This window comes from Anaerococcus prevotii DSM 20548 (genome assembly GCF_000024105.1).
Lineage (GTDB): Bacteria > Bacillota > Clostridia > Tissierellales > Peptoniphilaceae > Anaerococcus > Anaerococcus prevotii.
Genome location: NC_013171.1, coordinates 617,223 through 633,840, shown reverse-complemented (window position 1 = coordinate 633,840; position 16,618 = coordinate 617,223). Strand labels below are relative to the sequence as shown.

General features: G+C 36.3%; 17 protein-coding genes. 1 reads left to right on the top strand and 16 read right to left on the bottom strand.

Features of this window, described 5'->3' with window-relative positions; genetic code table 11:
- Positions 1-3: 3 nt before the first annotated feature.
- The 4 genes from APRE_RS02885 to APRE_RS02870 form a co-directional block, all read right to left on the bottom strand.
- Positions 4-2,058 carry an efflux RND transporter permease subunit gene (locus APRE_RS02885; RefSeq protein ID WP_015777505.1) on the bottom strand — a complete coding sequence of 685 codons (2,055 nt, stop codon included), beginning with the start codon at positions 2,056-2,058 and terminating at the stop codon, positions 4-6.
- Positions 2,055-2,651, bottom strand: coding sequence for a TetR/AcrR family transcriptional regulator (locus APRE_RS02880; RefSeq protein WP_015777504.1), 597 nt, complete (start codon positions 2,649-2,651; stop codon positions 2,055-2,057). The genes APRE_RS02885 and APRE_RS02880 overlap by 4 nt, the downstream gene beginning before the upstream one ends.
- Positions 2,652-2,807: 156 nt before the next feature.
- A complete protein-coding gene (locus APRE_RS02875; RefSeq protein ID WP_015777503.1) occupies positions 2,808-4,532 on the bottom strand; it encodes a catalase in 1,725 nt (574 codons plus the stop codon).
- A 72-nt stretch (positions 4,533-4,604) separates the two neighbouring features.
- Positions 4,605-5,441: an aldo/keto reductase gene (locus APRE_RS02870; protein ID WP_015777502.1), complete on the bottom strand. Its 837-nt coding sequence runs from the start codon at positions 5,439-5,441 to the stop codon at positions 4,605-4,607.
- 80 nt (positions 5,442-5,521) lie between these two features.
- Between APRE_RS02870 and ymfI the strand changes: the two genes are divergently transcribed.
- On the top strand, positions 5,522-6,250 hold the full coding sequence (gene ymfI, locus APRE_RS02865) for an elongation factor P 5-aminopentanone reductase (RefSeq protein ID WP_015777501.1): 729 nt from the start codon (positions 5,522-5,524) through the stop codon (positions 6,248-6,250).
- A 34-nt stretch (positions 6,251-6,284) separates the two neighbouring features.
- On the opposite strand, the gene APRE_RS02860 is transcribed toward ymfI, so the two are convergent.
- The 12 genes from APRE_RS02860 to APRE_RS02805 form a co-directional block, all read right to left on the bottom strand.
- Positions 6,285-6,746 carry an SH3 domain-containing protein gene (locus APRE_RS02860; protein WP_015777500.1) on the bottom strand — a complete coding sequence of 154 codons (462 nt, stop codon included), beginning with the start codon at positions 6,744-6,746 and terminating at the stop codon, positions 6,285-6,287.
- Positions 6,743-7,519 carry a tyrosine-protein phosphatase gene (locus APRE_RS02855; protein ID WP_015777499.1) on the bottom strand — a complete coding sequence of 259 codons (777 nt, stop codon included), beginning with the start codon at positions 7,517-7,519 and terminating at the stop codon, positions 6,743-6,745. Before APRE_RS02855 ends, APRE_RS02860 begins: the two co-directional genes overlap by 4 nt.
- Complete coding sequence (locus APRE_RS02850; protein ID WP_015777498.1) at positions 7,520-8,173, bottom strand: CpsD/CapB family tyrosine-protein kinase; 654 nt, start codon at positions 8,171-8,173, stop codon at positions 7,520-7,522. It abuts the gene before it with no gap.
- A 1-nt stretch (position 8,174) separates the two neighbouring features.
- Positions 8,175-8,873 carry a YveK family protein gene (locus tag APRE_RS02845; RefSeq protein ID WP_015777497.1) on the bottom strand — a complete coding sequence of 233 codons (699 nt, stop codon included), beginning with the start codon at positions 8,871-8,873 and terminating at the stop codon, positions 8,175-8,177.
- Positions 8,874-9,037: 164 nt separating this feature from the next.
- Positions 9,038-9,694, bottom strand: coding sequence for an NAD(P)H-hydrate epimerase (locus APRE_RS02840; protein WP_015777496.1), 657 nt, complete (start codon positions 9,692-9,694; stop codon positions 9,038-9,040).
- Between the two features lie 2 nt (positions 9,695-9,696).
- Complete coding sequence (locus APRE_RS02835; RefSeq protein WP_015777495.1) at positions 9,697-10,656, bottom strand: ATP-binding protein; 960 nt, start codon at positions 10,654-10,656, stop codon at positions 9,697-9,699.
- Positions 10,646-11,407: a DnaD domain-containing protein gene (locus tag APRE_RS02830; protein WP_015777494.1), complete on the bottom strand. Its 762-nt coding sequence runs from the start codon at positions 11,405-11,407 to the stop codon at positions 10,646-10,648. Before APRE_RS02830 ends, APRE_RS02835 begins: the two co-directional genes overlap by 11 nt.
- Entirely contained in the window at positions 11,397-11,951 is a 555-nt protein-coding gene (locus APRE_RS02825) for a GNAT family N-acetyltransferase (RefSeq protein ID WP_015777493.1), read from the bottom strand. Before APRE_RS02825 ends, APRE_RS02830 begins: the two co-directional genes overlap by 11 nt.
- Positions 11,944-13,275: a replicative DNA helicase gene (gene dnaB / locus APRE_RS02820; protein ID WP_015777492.1), complete on the bottom strand. Its 1,332-nt coding sequence runs from the start codon at positions 13,273-13,275 to the stop codon at positions 11,944-11,946. The genes APRE_RS02825 and dnaB overlap by 8 nt, the downstream gene beginning before the upstream one ends.
- Entirely contained in the window at positions 13,275-13,724 is a 450-nt protein-coding gene (gene rplI / locus APRE_RS02815) for a 50S ribosomal protein L9 (protein ID WP_015777491.1), read from the bottom strand. Before rplI ends, dnaB begins: the two co-directional genes overlap by 1 nt.
- Positions 13,702-15,711, bottom strand: coding sequence for a DHH family phosphoesterase (locus APRE_RS02810; protein ID WP_015777490.1), 2,010 nt, complete (start codon positions 15,709-15,711; stop codon positions 13,702-13,704). The genes rplI and APRE_RS02810 overlap by 23 nt, the downstream gene beginning before the upstream one ends.
- Complete coding sequence (locus tag APRE_RS02805; protein ID WP_015777489.1) at positions 15,704-16,603, bottom strand: hypothetical protein; 900 nt, start codon at positions 16,601-16,603, stop codon at positions 15,704-15,706. The genes APRE_RS02810 and APRE_RS02805 overlap by 8 nt, the downstream gene beginning before the upstream one ends.
- Positions 16,604-16,618 lie beyond the last annotated feature (15 nt).

Genomic DNA, 16,618 nt, shown 5'->3' with positions numbered 1-16,618 from the left:
CTCCTAATTAATTCCCTTAGTTGTCTTTTTGATAAATGGAAATGTTATGCTGATTATGGCTGGTAGGAAGAATATTATTGAAAGCATACTTATTATAGCTCCTCTTGCCAAGAACATACATATTGTTGAAACTATTTCCATTTTTGAATACAAGCCTACACCTACTGTCGCAGCCATAAATGATAGAGCTGAAGTTACAATAGATTTTGAAGCTTCCTTAACTGTTAGCTTAAGCGACTTGTTTACATCTCCGCTCTTCTTATATTCTGCTAAGAACCTATCCATCATAAGGATAGAGTAGTCGATTGTAGATCCTAATTGGACAACACCTATTATGATTGATGTTACAAATGGGATTGTCTGACCCAAGTAGAATGGGATACCCATGTTGATTTGTATAGCAAGTTCGATAACTGCTATTAAAACTATAGGAATTCCAAGTGATTTGAATACAAATGCTAGTATTACAAATACAGTCGCAATTGATGCTATGTTAACCATCTTGAAGTCCCTATCAGATATTGTCGTAAGGTCTTTTGTAAGGACTGCCTCACCTGTAAGATATCCATCAGGATCGTGTTCTTTGATTATTTTATGAATTTCATCAACTTGCTCATTTACCTCATCTGATGCTGTCTGATACTTAGAATTCATCATAAGCATTTGATATCCGTTCTTATGGAAGTTATCTTTTAGTTTATCTGGTAGAACACTATCTGGAAGAGTTAGGCCTGTAAAAGAGTTAAGACCTAAAACATTGTTTACACCTTCTACCTTATCAAGCTCATCCACAAGTCCATTAATATTTTGCTTACTCAAGTCATCACTTACCACAGCAAAGTGGGTTGAAGCCATGTCATAATCTTTTTTCATCTTGTTTAAGGCTACAATCGAATCAAGATCTTCAGGAAGAGACCTATCCAGATTGTAGTAAAGGTCTGTATTATGTGCCCCATAAATAGCTGGTACAAAAAGGATCAAGAAAGCTACGAAAAATGTCTTCTTGTGATTTAGGACAAGATTTGAAGTCTTCTCGAAAGATGGTAGGAAGACCCTGTGGTTAAATCTTTCTACTAGTTTTTCAGCTATTAATATCATAGGTGGTAATACTACTACTGTAGAAATTAGTCCTAGAAGGACACCCTTACTCATTACAAGACCGATATCCTTACCAAGTCCCAACCTCATCAATATAAGTACCAAAAATCCTGCAAAAGTTGTAAGTGATGAAGCAAAGATTGATGCTATAGTCTTTTGCATAGCCTTATCCATGGCTACGTTGTTGGAATCACGTCTTTTCTTTTCTTCTGCATATCTGTGATATAAGAAGATTGAGTAGTCTGTCGTTACAGCAAGCTGCAATACTGCCGCTATGGCCTTAGTTATATAGGAAATCTCTCCTAAGAAAACATTACTTCCGAAGTTATACAAAATCGCATAGCCGATATTTAATAAGAAAAGAAATGGTATAATTGTCGATTCATTTGTAAAACTTAGGACAATCAAGGCTAGCACTACCGCGAGTCCTACATATATGGGTGTTTCGTGATCTATTAAATCCTTAGTATCCTTAACTAAAGATGATATACCACTTAAAAATTTCTCTTTTGACTCAATAGCCTTAATCTGATCTATTGCTTCCATTGTCTTAAATGAAGAAGAGCTTTCGCTAAACTTAACCATAAGCATAGTCGAATCTTCTGCATAAAAGACGTCTCTAATCTCATCAGGTAAAAACTCGTCTGGTACGCTATCTCCCAGGATAGAAGATTTGGAAATAACATCTTCTACTCCCTCAATCTTTAAAATCTCTTCCTTAAGTTTGTCTGCATCATAATCATCGCCCTTAAGAATCAGCATACCAGTGGCTGCATTTTTGAAATCTTTATCTAATATCTCCTGGCCCTGGGTACTTTCAAGGTCAGCTGGCAAATATGACAAGATATCATAGTTCACACCTGTATTCTTATATCCTATCCAAGATGGTATCAATAATAATGTCATTATCAATAACACAAGTCTAGGATGGTGCGAAATAAACTTTGTTATCTTTTTCATTCTATCTCTCCTGTTCTATTAAACATTTTTTTAATATTAGCATACAAAACTGGCTTCATCTCCCCAATAGTCAAAATCGATTCATCCATTGTAGCACTTTTACAAGTTGACATTACGATTTCTAGGGTCAAAGAAAGTATGTAGAGTTTCTGGCTCTCGGTATAATCCCCTGTAAAGAGATTCTCATACTTGCTAAGAATAAAATGTAAGGACGATTCAGCTTCTTTAAGCTGTTCATCATTTTCAATCTTAGTATAAAGGGCCCAAGTGATATTCTTACTTACAAGGTCGAGCTCAAATGGATGGGCTATGAGATAATCTATGATATAATCGAGAAAGTATATGTATCTTTCGATAGGATCTTCCTGATTACAGCTATCTTCCGCCTTAAGAATAATATCCTTAGCTATATTTAGGACAATCTTCTCCTTCAAGTCCTTCTTATCGGAATAGTAAAGATAGAAGGTCCCCAGGCCAAATCCTGCTTCCTTCATCACATCTCTTACGGAAGTATTATCAGCTCCCTTAGATTTGAAAATCCTAAGAGCAGCCTCCATTATAGCTTTTCCCTTGTCGTTCGTAAAACTTACCATATAATCACTCCAATTTCTTCAAAATGAACGCCGTTCATTAATTGCTACAAGTATATGATACGCCCTAATGAACGTTGTTCAACTTTTCTTGTAATTTTTTTTAAACAAAAAATACCAAAGAAATAAATTCTCTGGTATTTCCTAGTATTTGTTAAATTATAGTAGATACGGATCGTCTTCCCAAGAGCTTAAGGTCTTTGGATTAGCTACGTTGGTATCTCTTCCAGCTGGTCCTAGGTCCTTGGCACTTTCTGGCTCAATTGCCTCAGTAGGATAGTTTAAGTCAGAATCCATAGCCACATACTCTTCCCATTCTTTTCTAGACTTTGGTGGGGTAACATCGACATTTACACTTTCTATATCAATTCCCAAGGCTTCTGCAACTCCCTTTCCATAAGCTGGATCTGCAAGATAGCAGTTTCTGATATATCTATGCTTAATTTGCATTGTGGAATCTCCCATATTCCTAGCAGTATTTTCGAAAAGGACTAGCTTTTGCTCATCGGTCATCCTATTAAAGAGCATGCCTGGTTGGGTGAAATAGTCATTATCATCTTTTCTAAAATCATATCTTTTAACTTCACCACCCTCATCGGCTGGTCTTTCAAGACTAGGATCATCCTGCCATGCTCCGTAGGAATTAGGTCTATAATGAAGCTCGCTTCCCTTATTTCCGTCAACTCTCATAGCTCCATCCCTGTGGAAGTCGTGAGGATTTTTAACTCCTTGTGGACTATTTACAGGAATCTGGTGGTGGTTTACGCCAAGTCTATATCTTTGGGCATCAGAGTACATGAAGGCTCTTGCTTGGAGAACCCTATCTGGTGAAAGTCCAATTCCTGGAATAATATTAGCTGGTGAGAAAGCAGCTTGTTCCACATCTTGGAAGAAGTTATCAGGGTATTTGTTTAGGACGTATTCTCCTACAGGAATTAAAGGATAGTCTTTCTTAAGCCACATTTTGGTAAGGTCAAAAGGATTTGTAGGATGATTTTTCGCTTCTTCTTCTGTCATTACTTGTATATACATTTTCCATTTTGGATACATACCCTTTTCTATTGCTTCATATAAGTCTCTTCCAGAAGATTCCCTATCCTTTCCGTTTACCTTCTCAGCTTCTTGGTCGGTGTAGTTTTGGATTCCTTGCTCACTTCTAAAGTGGAATTTTACCCAAACCCTTTCGCCATCTTCATTGTACATAGAATAGGTGTGGGAACCGAAGCCGTGCATATACCTAAATGAAGAAGGTATTCCCCTATCAGAGTTGATGATTGTTGTCTGTAAGAGTGATTCTGGTAGGGATGACCAGTAGTCGAAGTTGGTGTTTGGACTTCTTAGGTGGGATTTAGGATCTCTTTTTACAGCGTGGTTAAGGTCAATAAATTTCATTGGGTCTCTAAAGAAAAATACTGGCGTATTGTTACCGACTATGTCCCAATTGCCCTCTTCTGTGTAAAATCTTAAGGCAAAGCCACGGATATCTCTTTCAGCATCAGCCGCACCACGTTCTCCTGCAACTGTACTCATCCTAGTAAACATCTTGCACTTATTTCCTACTTTAGAAAATAGTTTAGCTCTTGTGTATTTGCTAATGTCATGGGTTACTGTAAACTCACCCCAAGCTCCCCAGCCCTTAGCGTGCATCCTTCTTTCTGGGATAACTTCTCTATTGAAGTGGGCGTGCTTTTCAAAAAGCCACAAGTCTTGGATTGATACATGGCCTCTTTCTCCAGCAGTCATGGTATCTTCGTCATTATCTACGATTTGACCGCCAGATCTTCTTAGGGTTGGATCATCATTTACATTTTGGTTTCTACTTGGTATAGGATCTCCTAGACCATTTTTCTCTGTAGGATCCATTTTCTTCATATCGTCTGCCATATTTCCTCCTTTATATTAATAGTACAAATTTTATAGCTAAATTAATTCTTCTTGACTTATCTTGTAAATAACTTACATATTTCTAATTTCTTCTAACCAAGCTTCATCTAGTGGGTCCTGGGAGAATCTCTCTTTCCTATCAAGACTTGCTAGGGCATGCATATCGCATTCTTCAAGCTCAAAATCAAAGATATCAATGTTTTCCTTAAGTCTGTTAGCGTGCACTGACTTTGGAATTATCATTGTTCCTTGATCAATATTCCATCTTAAGGCTATTTGAGCTGGAGTTTTATTGTACTTATGTGCCAATTGTTTTAGGATTTCTTCATCAAGTAAGCCTCCCCTAGTCCTTGCAAGTGGACTCCAGGCTTGGTGTTTTATATTATTTTCCTTAAGGAAGGCCCTTGTTTCTGTATCTTGTAAGAAGAGGTGGCTTTCCAATTGGTCCATTGATGGAGCTTCTCCTAGTTCAAGTAACTTCACTAATTGCTCTGGCATGAAATTACATACAGCAATTGATTTAACTATTCCTTGGTCTTTGTAATCCATGAAGACCTTCCAAGCCTTATCGAAATCCTTGCCAAACCAGTGGAGGTGGATTACATCTAGATAATCTGTCCTAAGATCCTTAAGGGATTCATCAATCGATCTTTTAGTCTGATCTATCCCAAAATCCTTTGGCCAAACCTTTGTCGCTAGCATATAATCTTCTCTTTTGGCGGGAGAATTTTCCAAAGCCTTTCCTATGTAGGCCTCATTGTTATAGTATTTAGCAGTATCAAAATACTCATAACCTAGTTCAAGGGCAGCTTGAATTACTTCTTCCATTAGTTTTTCATCTTCTATCTTATAAGTTCCCATTCCTACAGATGGAACTTTAAGTCCGTCATTAAGTGTGTAATATTTCATATCTAATCCTTTCTTCTCTCTTTACATTGATACCCAAAGAGCCCTATCTTAATTACAAGATTCTGTGATAGAATATAGATATGAAAACAGTATTAGTAACAGGCTCCTCACGTGGCATAGGGGCTGCCATATGTAGGAAGCTTAATAAGAATTATAAAATCATAATAAATTATAATAAAAGCGAGGAAGCTGCCCTTAAGCTTCTTAACGAACTCAGGAAAGAAAATCCCTTTGTAATTGCTGTAAAGGCAGATGTTAGTAAGGAAGATGAAGTAGAGAAAATGTTTGAGATAGGTGAAAATAACTTCGGTCATATCGATATTTTAATTAATAACGCAGGCATATCCCACTTTTCCCTAATCCAGGATACAACCTTCGATAAGTGGAAGGAGATTCTCGCTACTAACTTAGACTCTGTATTTCTGACATCCAAAAGAGCAGTCCCTAAGATGCTAGAAAATGAAGATGGAATTATCGTTAACTTGTCATCTATCTGGGGAGAAGCTGGAGCAAGTATGGAAAGTGCATATGCAGCAAGCAAGGGTGCTATTAACTCCTTTACTAAATCCCTGGCCAAGGAGCTTAGCCCTATGAATATTAGAGTCAACGCCATAGCTTGTGGTATTGTAGATACGGATATGATGAGAAATGACTTTGATTCTAATGAATTAGAAGAGCTAAAGAAAGAAGTAGGTCTTAATAGATTTGCAAGCCCAGAAGAGATAGGAGATTTAGTAGAGTTTTTAATTTCTGACAAGGCTAAATATATAACAAGCGAAATTGTAAATATAAATGGGGGGTTTTATTAAAATTGAGTAAGCAAAAACCGCTAACTATAGCGGTCTAATTTACTTCATCCAAGAGATCTTTTCTGATAAATCCGGTATTTCCTTCGAAGTTTAACTTTATCCATACACCGTCTTCGGCGTTTGCCTCTTCTATGGCTTCGAATTCCCTTCCTCCTGGAACTGCTACTAGTATGTTATCTTCTTCCGTATTTGGATTAGATCTCATATTTGTAGTATCACGTGTCCTATATTTCTTTTTATTATTGGCTTCTTCTGCCTTCTTATCTCCTTCAGGATTATTTTGATTTTCTCCCTTAGGATTATCTTTATTTTCTCCTGCCTTTTCTTCTGACTTAGGATTTGCATTTTCCTTTGGCTCGTCCTTAGCTCCATTTTCAACCTTGTCAAAGACTGACTCAACCTTTACATTCTTAGCCTGGTAATCTTCTTCCTTTTTATTACAAGAAGCAAGACTTAGGATTATGAGGGCAGAAGAGATTATATATTTTAATTTCATTTTCTTCTCCAAAAATTAAATATACTTTTCTTTTCTTTTTTCTTATTAACTATAACCTTGTCGTATTCACTAGAGATAAACTGATCCTTGATGATAAGAGAAGGGTTTGTAGAAGATAGCTTTTTGAACTTCTCCTCTCCTATTATTTCAAGAATCTCTCTCTTATATCCACCTATTTCAGGACTCCTCCACTCAGACTGGTGAGCGTCAGTTCCTATTATGTGGACCATATTTCTTTCAAGCAAGGTCTTGGTTACTTCTTTGTGGGACTTGATAGATGAGTAGTTTATCTGAACTAGGGCTCCCTTTTTTATGAAGTCAAGGAGCCAATCTATATCTTTTTCTACGTAGGGATATCTTTCAGCATGGGCAATGATTGGCACGTATCCTTCAAGTCCTAGAGAATAAAATAGTTCTTCCAAGAAATTTGGCTTATTTACAAAGGATAACTCGCATAGGACATATCTTGTATCATTTAAAGTCAGAAGCTCGCCTGTCTTTAACTTATTCTCCATACCGGCCTCTACCTGGATTTCGTGGCCTGGGTGGATCTTAAAGGAAAGTCCCCTATCCTCGATTGCTTTATTTAATAAGTCAACCTTTTCTCTAATCTCAGAAGCTTCTACCATATACCTTGACCTATCGAAATGGCTTGTGGCTATTATTTCAGTAAAGCCTGCTTTCATATAAAGATCTACCATCTTCATACTTTCATCAAGACTCCTAGACCCATCATCAACTCCGTAGACTATGTGGTTATGAATATCTATCATCTAATAATAGTTCCCGTATTTCTTTTCTTTCATTGGCATATGGGTAAGGACTGCTCCTAGGATATGGGCGTCTACCTTTTTGAGATTCTCAATGGCTAGACTTATGTCTTCCTTCTTGGTATCAGATGACTTTATAACAAAGATAACTCCATCGCTTATGGTTGATACTAATGATGCATCAGTAAATAGACCAACTGGCGGTGTATCAATAAAAACATAATCATACTGTTTTGATAGGTCTTCAACGAAGTCCTTGAAGGCATTTGATGCTAGAATCTCTGCTGGATTTGGTGGAACAGGTCCGGTGAAGATCATATCGAGATTTGACTGTTCACGGTCCTTATTTATAGCCCTTTGTATATTGACCTTGCCTGTAAGATAATTTGTAATGCCAACATTGTCGTTAATTCCTGCAATCTCTGAAATAGAAGGAGATCTTAAATCACAGTCTAGAAGTATTACCTTATCTCCATTATCTGCAAAGGACTTGGCTAGTTTATAGATAACTGTGGACTTTCCTTCGGCAGGCTTGGTAGAAGTGATAGATATTACCTTGTTTTTCTTATCCAAACTGCTAAATTGTATATTAGTTCTTACAGAACGAATTGCTTCGTCATACATTGAAGCACTATAATAATTGTTTCTACTAGTCATATTAATTTCCTTGTTCACTATCTGGCACTATACCAATAACTGGTATATCGAAATATTCTGTAACTTCTTCGCTTGATTTGACAGATGAGTCTGCTATTTCCTTAAATAGAACAACAGCTACTCCAAGAACAAAACCAAGGATTATACCTATAGCTGTATTTTTCTTGATATTTGGTGAAGAAGCTTCTTCTGGTAGGATTGCCCCATCGAGAATTTGGACATTGTCAACATTCATAATCTCTCCAATAGAAGATTTAAAAATATTGGCAGTTTCATTTGCTATATCCATAGCTCTTTCTGGAATTGTATCTACTACCTTTACAGAGATAATTTGAGTATCTTTGACAGGTTCGATTGAAACCTTAGATGAAAATTCTTCATAGTCCATATCAAGTCCTAGATTATTTATTACTCTTTCAGCAATGCCCTTTGACTTAACTATCTCTGAGTATGTAGAAATGAGGGCCTTGTTGGCTTGAATTTGTCCTAGCTCTACGTTAGTTTGCGGGTTATTTGGGTCATTGTTTTGATTTGAATTGCTTACTATCATGGTAGTATTTGAATCATACTTAGGAGTGATGACAAACTTAGATAGAAGAAAACTTGCCGCACCTACTATAATAGAAAATATTATAATCATAGGAAGATGCTTGCCGATTTTCTTAGACAATTCAATTAAATCAATTTCTTGTTCATTCATTTAATTTCTCCTTGTTTATTATAAAATATAAATCTTCATATTTCTATCCACCTAATAGTTTATACTAAAACGCCTAAAATTTCAACATATATTTTACACTTTTCCCACAAATTTAGTAAAGAAAAAGAGCTGGATCAAATATTATATCCAAGCTCGCTCTAATTTTACAAAATCGCTCTAATCGCCTTTTGTGGTATGCCTATATCCTCTACTATGCACTTATCCTTAAAGTGACTCTTTTCGTAGACGCCCCTTTTCATTATTTGCATAGAAATGATAAGGTCACTATCTACGACTTCTCCCCAATTTCTACCGGAATCTCCATCAAGTCCTGAGGGAATATCGACAGAGATTGTATACTTCATAGTTCTATTTATAAGAGAAATCATGTAGGACTGCATGCCCCCTACAGTCCTGTTTAATCCTGTGCCAAAGATAGCATCTATTATAGTGGAGACTTCTTCCAGATTCCTTTCCATTATAGCAAGGTCTTCTATGCTTTTTGGCTCAAAGATTTTATCTGTAAGACGCTTGCAAGAATCAAGATTTAGTTTAAAGTCTTGACTTTGTTTAGTAAGATCGCCCACTATATAGATTTCTACATACTTTCCCATAGCTAGCAGGTTTCTTGCAATAGCAAGGCCATCTGCTCCGTTGTTTCCTACTCCTACTACAATAGCAAAGGAGGTCCTTTTTTCGAGATTAATATTTTTAATCACAGCAAGGGCTGCCCTTTCTACTAAGCAAATCGAAGGAACCTTAAGTACATCTATGGCATATTGGTCAATTTTTTTCATAGTCTTACTATCTACTACAAGCATATTTACCTCAATCTTAAGTCTTCTCCAAATATTTCAAAAATCCTGCTATTATTGCCCATAATTCTCGAGAAAATTCTAGGCCCGTAAATCTCTTCTAGGCCTTCCTCATCTATATTTGATGAAAATATTATAGGCTTACCGTCATTCATCCTCTCGTTAACCACATCAAAGAGATTAGACCTGTCTGCTGGACGGGTTGACTCTGCTCCTAAGTCATCTATTATTAGAAGGTCACAATCGAAGATCAACCTGTATTTTTCTTCTAGATTCTCCCTCCTATCCTCAAAGGCGTAGTGGTAATCGTTTAAGAACTTAAAGAGTTTGGTAGAAGTCATATAGACTACAGAAAAGTTCCTATCTAAGATTTCCTTGGCAATAGAGTTGATTAGGAAGGTCTTTCCCCTGCCGACTTCTCCATAAATATAGATATTTCTAGTCTCAAAGGCGAAGTTATTTATATAATTTCTAACTTCCCTAATAATATATTCCATATTTTCGTAAGGGCTTACTCCATAGACCTTATTGGTGTTTTTGGAAAATAGGTTGATATTAAAAGACTTGAAGTTTTCTTCTGTGATTTGGCTTTTGATATTGGATTGGTCATATTTCTGATCGATTATCAATTGTTTCCTACAAGAGCATATTTTAGTTCCAATAAAACCAGTATCCTTACATTTGTCGTGGAAATAACGCATATCCATATAGTCTAGGGGATAGCCATTTTCCTTTAAGATTCTTCTTTTCTCTGCGGTGAGATAGTCGATTTTACTTTCCAAGTCCCTTGTATCGATACCTTCTGCTATGAGGGAAAGAGTTGTAAAGCCGATTTCTTTTATTTGCTTATCCAAGCTTTTGATCTGGGGGAGCTTTTCATAGACTTCCCTGATTCTTTTTTGCTGATTTCTCTTATCTTGCTTTCTTCGTTCTTCAAGTATGGCGCTGGCCTTTTGACTAGGAGTCATTATCCTCACCCCTTTGATTTATAATTCTATTTAATCTTTCTTCTTTTCTTCTTTGGATAAAGGATGAGATTTCATCATTATCACTTGCATCTTTCCTAGCCGATGCTGGATTTCTCCTGTATTTACGAGGTGACCTCTTCCTTACTAGCTTATCTCTTTCCTCTTTCATCCTCAAATCATTTAGGCTTTTAATATTTTGGTCACGCCAGGTTTTTACAAAACCAATTACATATTTAACATCGACATTACCAGAAGATTTCGCTTGTCTAAAGGCTTCTGTTACAAGCTCAGGATCAGAACTATATTCCAGAAGTGCCTCTTGAATCCTTGTGATATCAGCAGGCGTTAAGCTTCTTCCTATGATAGTTTCGATATTCGAAAACATAATTGACTTTCTTTGGGCAAGGTCATAGGCTGCTTCTGTAGACTGATTGTCTTCACTATCTCCAAAATACATTTGTCTTAGGGAAACAATTTCTATAAAATCTGTACCATTGTCGGCCCTTTTTTGCCTAAAGACTCCCATATTAACCCAGAAGTCGACTGCCTTATCAAATCTTTCATCAGAAAATCTAAGTTGTCTTTTAATCTTCCCACTGTCTACCCTACGGTAATTGTAGCAGTCTTTATAAATCAAAAGATAGACCTTAAGAGCATCTCCATCTGCCATTTGTACATAGGTATTTAGGAACATATTCTCTAGAGGAGTAGTTCCCATATCTAGTTTTAAATCTTGCATCTTAAAGTCCATAATAATCATCCTTTTTTATTTTCATAGTTAGTATTTTCGAATAAATGAGTCCTGATTTGTAAGTAAAATACCTCTCGTCAAAATCTATATCTTGATTCTCGAATACTTCCGTTAACTCATACTGATCCTTGAAGCCACACTTCTTGTAGGCCTTGTAGGCTCTTTCGTTAAATAAATTTACATCAAGGCTTACTTCTTTTAATCTAAAGTCACTAAAGGCCTTATCCAAGAGAAGATTAACAGCTTCAGAGCCGTAGCCCATAGATGTATAGGCACTGTCGAAGACTATACCAAGCTTAGCCTTTTTAGTGATTGGATTAATTTGTTTAAGACCAATAAAACCTATGAATCTATCGTCTTCATATCTTTTGACTGCAAAATACTTCTTTCTCGGTGTAGTGATAGACCCGTACCAGATTTTTATTTCAAAATCAGATAGGGAGGAATAGTTGTAGCCAACTAGCCTCGGGTCTTTGAAGTCTGTCCACTCTTTAACCAAAAAGGCTGTTTCGATATCAATCCTTTTAAGATATATTCTATTCATTTTTTTCTCTATTGGTAAAGTCTCTGAAGGTGGTACATGGTTTGTTGAAAAATAGCTCGACTGCTCCAGTTGCACCGTTTCTGTGCTTGGCAAAAATTAGCTTTGCCACATTTGGATTGTCTTCTTCGTCGTAATAATCTTCCCTATATAAGAGCATAACAACATCAGCGTCTTGCTCGATTGCACCAGATTCTCTTAAATCTGATAGGATAGGCTTATGGTCCGCCCTCTTATCGGCCTCACGAGAAAGTTGGGCTAGGGATAAAATAGGACAGTTGAGCTCTTTTGATAGGGATTTAAGTCCTCTAGAAATTGATGCGATTTCATTTTGCCTGTTTTCTTGTCTACCATCAGCCTGCATCAATTGTAGGTAGTCGATTACAACAAGGTCAAGGCCTGACTCAGCCTTTAATCTTTTAAGCTTACTTCTCATCTCAGATAGGGTGATACCTGGAGTTTCGTCTACATAGATATCCTTACTGGTAATCTCTTTGGTAGCATGGATTAAAAGCTGCCAGTCTTCATCTCTTATGGATCCGCTTATAATATTTTCGAGATTCACCATAGATACCATGGACAAAAGCCTTTGATTAAGCTGGTAGGTACTCATCTCTAAAGAGAAGAAGGCAACAGACTTGTCCTCTTTACAAGCATTCCAAGCAATAGTAAGCCCTAGGGCTGTCTTACCCATGGCAGGACGAGCTGCAAGAAGGATAAGCTGGGATTTTTGAAGGCCTGATAGCTTGTTATCAACAGTCTCAAGACCTGTAGTTACTCCAGTTATCTCTCCATCAGATAGGGTTAGCTCGTTTATCATCTGGAGGGTTTCGCTCATCGTTTCAGATAATCTAACAAGGCCCTTGTTGTGGGTGTCTTGAGATATTTCAAATATTTTGGATTCTGCTTCTGATAAAATGGAGTCGATTTTGTCATCGTGCCTGTAGCTTAAATCGATAATATCTTCACTCGCCCCTATTAGACTTCTTAGAATAGATTTTTCCTTGACTGATTTGGCATATGTATCGATATTTGGAGTATAAAATGAGGAGAGGGTAATCTCAGTGATAAACTCCTCCCCTCCAACTTCTTGTAATATATTTTCATTCTTTAACTGGGATATAAGAGAAATCTCATCTACCTTGATGTCTTTTTCAAACATCTTTAGGATGGACTTATATATCCTCTGAGTCCTAGAATCGTAAAAGTCTACAGGTTTTATAATTTGATTTACACTATCGAAAGTCTCGTTTTTGGCGAGGATACTTCCGATTATAGCTTGTTCTGCTAAGAAGTCATTTGGCAGGGGCCTTAGGCCCTCAGTCATTAAGCTTCCTCAGCTACTACATTAACTTTAAGGTCAGCATTTACTCCTTCATAAAGTCTTGCGTTAAGAACGAATTCTCCAAGGCCTTCGATATTTTCAACACCTTCGATTCTCTTTCTGTCGATTTCGATTCCTTCTTCTGCTAGGCTTTCAGCAATGTCTTTGTTTGTAACTGATCCGAATAGTTTGTCATCTTCTCCAACTCTAACTTGTTTTGTGATTGTTAAAGCTTCGATTTTTTCCTTAAGAGCTTCAGCTTCTTTTCTGTTTTCTGCTTCTTCCTTCTTAAGTTCTTCTCTCATTTTTTCAAGTTCAGCCATGTTTTCTTTTGTTGCCTTTACAGCTTTTCCTTGAGGATCAAGGAAATTTCTGAAATATCCTGGCTTTACATCTACAAGGTCTCCCTTAACTCCAACTCTTACAATATTATCTGTTAGTATTACTTTCATTTTCTTCTTCCTCTCTTAAATATTCTTTAATTGCTTTTCTTAACATGTCTTCAGCATTTTCCATAGTCATATCTAGTTGGGTAGCAGCAGCTGTTAAGTGACCACCGCCTCCGATACGCTCTAGTATTAATTGTACCGATATATCTCCTAAGCTTCTACCTGAAATGTGAATTTTATTATTGGATATAGTAAGGACAAAGCTTGCCTTAACTCCCTTTATATTTAACAGATCATCAGCCGCTTGAGAAGCAATTAGTGTTGATCCATCGATATCTCTTTTGAAGTGGGCTATGGCTATGAAATCATTAACTATAAATGAATCTGCTATAACCTCTGACTTATATTTTACTATTTCAAAATCATCTTTAAACATTCTTTTGATATAAACAGAATCGGCTCCCCATCTTTTAAGAATTGAGGCTGCCTCAAAGGTCCTAACACCAGTCTGGTAGACAAAATTTTTGGTATCTACTGTTATACCTGCAAGGAGACTTTCCGCTATAGGAGTCCTAGCCTTAAAGTCTTCGTCAAGATAAGATAGGATTTCTGTTACAAGCTCAGATGCACTTGATGCATAAGGCTCTATATAGGAAATAGTAGCATTTTCTATATAATCCTTGCCTCTTCTATGATGGTCGATAATAAAAATATTGTCGCTTTTATCTAGAAGGGCTGGTGCTTCGGTTGAGTTTTTCCTGTGATTATCTGTTACAATTATCAATGATTGTGGGCTAATTTTGCTAAGTGCTTCACTTTCTGTAAGGATATTTCCCTTAAGTTCATCTAGCTCTGTCGTTACCCTATCGTACATGTTTTCAATTGGTCTAGTAACCTCATTTAATACGATATAAACTTCTTTTCCCATATCAAAAGTTCCTTCATAGACTCCAAGAGATGAGCCGAAAGAATCCATATCTGGGTTATTGTGTCCCATAATATAAATATCTGGTGATGATTGAATCATTCGCCTTAGGGCTTGAGATATTACCCTAGACCTTACCTTGCTAGTCTTTTCTATTGCTCTAGTCTTTCCACCAAAATATTCATAATTATCTTCAAGCTTGACGACAGCCTGGTCTCCTCCACGAGATAGGGCAATATCTACAGCCTCTCTAGAATCAGAGTAAATATCTGTTGGGTTTGCTCCCGCAATTCCTACCCCGATAGATAGGGTTGGTGGGAGGGTATTTCCCTTTTCAATATTTCTTACCCCGTCAAGGATTGAAAACTTAGTCTCGTAAATGTCCCTGTAATCTTGATACTCGCTTATAACCATGTATCTGTCATTTTCGTATTTACGGATTAAGCAATTGTACTTTTTGAAATACTCATTGATAACTCTATCAATTTCTCCAATAACCTGGGGTCTGTCGACAGACTCTGTAGAATTTCTGATATCTTCATAGTTATCGATGAATACAGAATAAAATACCAGTCTCTTATCCTTAAAAAGTTGCTTGATAGACTCATCATAAGTATTGTCGATTCCATAAAGGAATGTCTGAGTCTTACCATTTTCTTCATTAGTTATAGTCTGATAATAAAATTGCAAGATTTTATCATCTATACTGATGTTTTTCGGAAGACTCATACCGTCTTCTTTAAAGTCTACATCAGAAAAATCTGGCAAAAACTTCTCTATATCGCTTCCTACGATAGATTTTTTGTCGAATAAATCCCTAAAATAAGTATTATGCCACTTAATTGTCCTATCATCTTCTACTATAGCAATAGGAAAGGGCATCTCAAAGACTACATTTTTGGTGATTATATCAAAGGATACATTCATCTCATCCACATAGTTTTGAAAATCATCTTTCTTCTTCCTATTTATATTCCTTAAAAAGAAAAAGAGGACAATAGTTAGGATAATCGCAACAGATCCAAGTATCTGATTGTAATAGAATATGACAAGGGAAGCTAGGGCTGGTAGGGCCATTATAGCAATGATATTCTCCCTTCCCACATATACATCTTCTTTATTCATTTAAGCTCCTTTTCTTTCTTATATCTAGTATTATATCAATAAATCCTAAAATCACGAAAAAAATCAGCAAAAATTCTAATAAAATAATTATGAAAAACCACTGAAATCCCCTAGATACGGGAATTGATGATTTTGCTATCATATAATCGTAGGCCGATAAGCCATTAAAGGCTATAACAACTAGGATAATTCCTACAATATTAAGGTAGACATAGTTCATATCTACTTTAAATAAAAAGGCTAATAGATAGGAAAGACCTGCAAAGGCCACAAAGGCTAACAAATCCTTATACTCCAACCTAAGCTCATTAGCTTTCTTAAGGTCATCTACTAAATCTAGCTTTATACTTACATAATTTCTAATAAGTTTGATGCCAGCTAAAGAGTAGATAAAAGAAAAAAAAGCAAAGAAGCTTGGGTAAAGCCCTATACTTAGCTTAATATATTCTATTGGCAACTTGTATTCTAGGCTTCCTTCGATTATCCCCTTCATTTCATTTGCAAGATAATCAAGACTTAATCCTTCTTTAACTAGAGAATAGCTAAAGGATCCTGTTAGGATAAGAGTTAGGAGAATAAATACCGTTAGAATCTCAACCTTGTCGTTTTTTTGATATCTAATCGGTAGATAAAAGCATAAGCTTATTAGAAAAATCAAGCCTACTAGTACTATCAAATCTTTTATATCCATATACAAGAGTCCTAGGATAAAAGTCCCAAGAAGAGTAGTTAAAAATCCCTTGTATCCGTATTTAAAAATATAAATACTCAAAAGAATTGGGCCTGTGGCAAGAATTAATAATGATACATTCGATAAAAATATCAGTAAACTTATCAAAGCCACCATAAAAATAGGCTCAATTACTTTTTTATAATTTTCATTAATACCCATAAATTTCCTTTCACT

Coding starts and splice junctions, on each gene's coding strand:
- APRE_RS02885 (WP_015777505.1), bottom strand. CDS start 2,058: ATGAAAAAGATAACAAAGTTTATTTCGCACCATCCTAGACTTGTGTTA.
- APRE_RS02880 (WP_015777504.1), bottom strand. CDS start 2,651: ATGGTAAGTTTTACGAACGACAAGGGAAAAGCTATAATGGAGGCTGCT.
- APRE_RS02875 (WP_015777503.1), bottom strand. CDS start 4,532: ATGGCAGACGATATGAAGAAAATGGATCCTACAGAGAAAAATGGTCTA.
- APRE_RS02870 (WP_015777502.1), bottom strand. CDS start 5,441: ATGAAATATTACACACTTAATGACGGACTTAAAGTTCCATCTGTAGGA.
- ymfI (WP_015777501.1), top strand. CDS start 5,522: ATGAAAACAGTATTAGTAACAGGCTCCTCACGTGGCATAGGGGCTGCC.
- APRE_RS02860 (WP_015777500.1), bottom strand. CDS start 6,746: ATGAAATTAAAATATATAATCTCTTCTGCCCTCATAATCCTAAGTCTT.
- APRE_RS02855 (WP_015777499.1), bottom strand. CDS start 7,519: ATGATAGATATTCATAACCACATAGTCTACGGAGTTGATGATGGGTCT.
- APRE_RS02850 (WP_015777498.1), bottom strand. CDS start 8,173: ATGACTAGTAGAAACAATTATTATAGTGCTTCAATGTATGACGAAGCA.
- APRE_RS02845 (WP_015777497.1), bottom strand. CDS start 8,873: ATGAATGAACAAGAAATTGATTTAATTGAATTGTCTAAGAAAATCGGC.
- APRE_RS02840 (WP_015777496.1), bottom strand. CDS start 9,694: ATGCTTGTAGTAGATAGTAAGACTATGAAAAAAATTGACCAATATGCC.
- APRE_RS02835 (WP_015777495.1), bottom strand. CDS start 10,656: ATGACTCCTAGTCAAAAGGCCAGCGCCATACTTGAAGAACGAAGAAAG.
- APRE_RS02830 (WP_015777494.1), bottom strand. CDS start 11,407: ATGGACTTTAAGATGCAAGATTTAAAACTAGATATGGGAACTACTCCT.
- APRE_RS02825 (WP_015777493.1), bottom strand. CDS start 11,951: ATGAATAGAATATATCTTAAAAGGATTGATATCGAAACAGCCTTTTTG.
- dnaB (WP_015777492.1), bottom strand. CDS start 13,275: ATGACTGAGGGCCTAAGGCCCCTGCCAAATGACTTCTTAGCAGAACAA.
- rplI (WP_015777491.1), bottom strand. CDS start 13,724: ATGAAAGTAATACTAACAGATAATATTGTAAGAGTTGGAGTTAAGGGA.
- APRE_RS02810 (WP_015777490.1), bottom strand. CDS start 15,711: ATGAATAAAGAAGATGTATATGTGGGAAGGGAGAATATCATTGCTATA.
- APRE_RS02805 (WP_015777489.1), bottom strand. CDS start 16,603: ATGGGTATTAATGAAAATTATAAAAAAGTAATTGAGCCTATTTTTATG.